A 2,404-nucleotide genomic window follows, 5' to 3' on the forward strand; every position below is an offset into this window, starting at 1 on the left:
GAGCAGGAAGGCGTCAACGAAAGCGATTTGCGTCTCATCAATACCAAGAGGTAAATAAGGATTGAGATCAAGGCAGCGTACTTCGACATATTCCACGCCACGTTCATTTAATGCTGCAGTCGGTTTCTCTCCGGACAGGGTGGTTCGCTTTGGTCGAATAGAGCTGTAGTACTCGTTCTCGATTTGAAGCACGTTTGTGTTCAGCTGCGTGTAGCCCTCGCTGTCGTGTAATCCAATTTCCTCGTATCGCGGATAAGATGTATGAATTGCGTTCGTTAGCGTATTGGTAAAGTTTTCAAGCGTGTTGAAACATATATTCAACGAGCTTTGCGCGTTATTGCTATAGCCGAGATCGCTCATTCTCAGCGATGTCGCGAATGGGCGATAAAGGGTGCCTTTTTCGTCAAAGCGTTCTAAATCGTGTTTGCGTCCCTCTAAAAAGCTTTGGTCGAGCGCCGGCGATGCGCCAAACAGATACATCAATAACCAACTGTAGCGGCGAAAGTTTCGTGTTAACGCAAAGTACTTCTGAGATTTAAACTCTTGCAGCGTCGCAGGACTTTTCTCTGCATCTTTGAGCGTGTTCCAAAACTCGTCAGACAATGAAAAGTTGAAGTGTAGTCCTGCGATGCTCTGCATGATACGCCCGTATCGAACATCAAGCCCTTTGCGATAAACATGCTTCAGTTGGCCAATGTTGGAATCGCCATATTCGGCGATACGAATGCTGTCATTGCCATCGAGTCGGCAAGGCATGCTGCCCGCCCAAAGGCTTTCATCGCCGATGTTGTTAAGTACAAACTTGTGGGTTGCCTCAAGCTCTGAAATCAAGCCCTGACGCGTTGTTTGCACGGAGGTGATGAGCTCAAGTAAGGCTTCCGAGTAATCCGTAGTGATTGAGCTATGTGTAAGAGGGTGGCCCAGCGCGTCAGGGTGGTCTGATTGGGTGATCGAAAAGTCGGGCGTGACACGCAGGCCCTCTTTTTCGAGTCCTCTCGAAATGAGTCTCGTGTTTGAGTCGTTTAGATAGCTAAGGAGTGCCTGATATCCATGACCATGCGACGAAGTTGATATTGTCATTTTCTTGTCCTTTTAAAGCACTTCCAGCGCGTAAACATACTACGATGAATCAATCGGGGCGAACAGGGCTATTTCTTTTTTGCTTTGGCAAATGCAGAGGCAAAAGCATTGTTGACCGGAGCCTGCTTAGCGCCTTTTTGTTTTGGCAATTTATTGGCTCTATCCGTTTTAATCCCGCCTCTATCCTGTCTGTCTTGTTTTGCCTGTTCTGAGACCGAATCACTCAGGCGCATCGTTAATGCAATACGCTTTCGCTTTACATCCGCTTCAAGCACTTTTACCTTGACGATGTCTCCTGTTTTGACAACTTCACGCGGATCTTTGACGAACTTATCGGCCAAACAGGATATATGCACAAGTCCATCCTGATGCACGCCAATATCAACAAAGGCTCCAAAGTGCGTGACGTTGGTAATGCTTCCTTCCAGAATCATGCCTTCTTCAAGGTCGCTGATTTCTTCAACCCCATCCTTGAAACTGGCAAATTTAAACTCCGGACGCGGGTCACGACCGGGCTTTGCCAGCTCGTTTAGTACATCTTCTACGGTATGGTGACCAAAACGCGTATCGACAAAATCCTCGACGCGCACTTGCTTGAGGTTGTTGGCTTGCCCGATTAAATCGGAGACGGAGGCGCTTTGTGATTTTGCGATGCGTTCAACCAAGCCATAAGACTCAGGATGAACAGCGGATGCATCCAGAGGGTCTGCGCCACCGTTTACACGCAAGAAACCGGCGCATTGCTCAAAAGCCTTGTCGCCAAGCCTTGGTACATTTTTGAGCTCTTTTCTGGATTTGAATGCGCCGTTGGCATCGCGAAATGCAACGATATTGCTTGCTGTGTTTGCGGCCACACCGGATACGCGTGCAAGTAATGGCGCTGATGCCGTATTGAGATCGACACCAACGGCATTTACACAGTCTTCAATCACGGCATCGAGACTTTTACCGAGTCTAAATTGGCTAACATCGTGTTGATATTGGCCAACGCCAATGGCTTTCGGCTCGATCTTTACCAATTCTGCTAGAGGGTCCTGCAAGCGTCGCGCAATAGACACCGCGCCCCGAATACTCACATCGAGATCGGGGAATTCGTTGGCGGCGGTCTCTGAGGCAGAATAAATCGAAGCACCGGCTTCGCTCACCACAATTCGAGATAGCGGGAGTTCAGGGTAGCGCTTACATAAGTCAGCGCAGAGTTTTTCGGTCTCGCGGGAGGCTGTGCCATTGCCAATGCTCAACAGTTCAGCATGATGCTTACGGGCAAGTTTTGCGATAACTTCAATCGACATATCCCACTGATTTTTTGGCGCATGAGGGTAAA

General features: G+C 48.6%; 2 protein-coding genes. Both read right to left on the bottom strand.

Translation table 11 applies throughout. The features are described 5' to 3' along the window. The coding region (gene gshA, locus A3750_RS14320) for a glutamate--cysteine ligase (RefSeq protein WP_068548393.1) at nt 1-1,080 on the bottom strand (1,080 nt) is incomplete at its 3' end. 68 nt (nt 1,081-1,148) lie between these two features. Then, nucleotides 1,149-2,404 (bottom strand): helix-hairpin-helix domain-containing protein (locus A3750_RS14325; RefSeq protein ID WP_156498597.1); only part of this gene is annotated, 1,256 nt, incomplete at its 5' end.

This window comes from Oleiphilus sp. HI0079 (assembly GCF_001635105.1).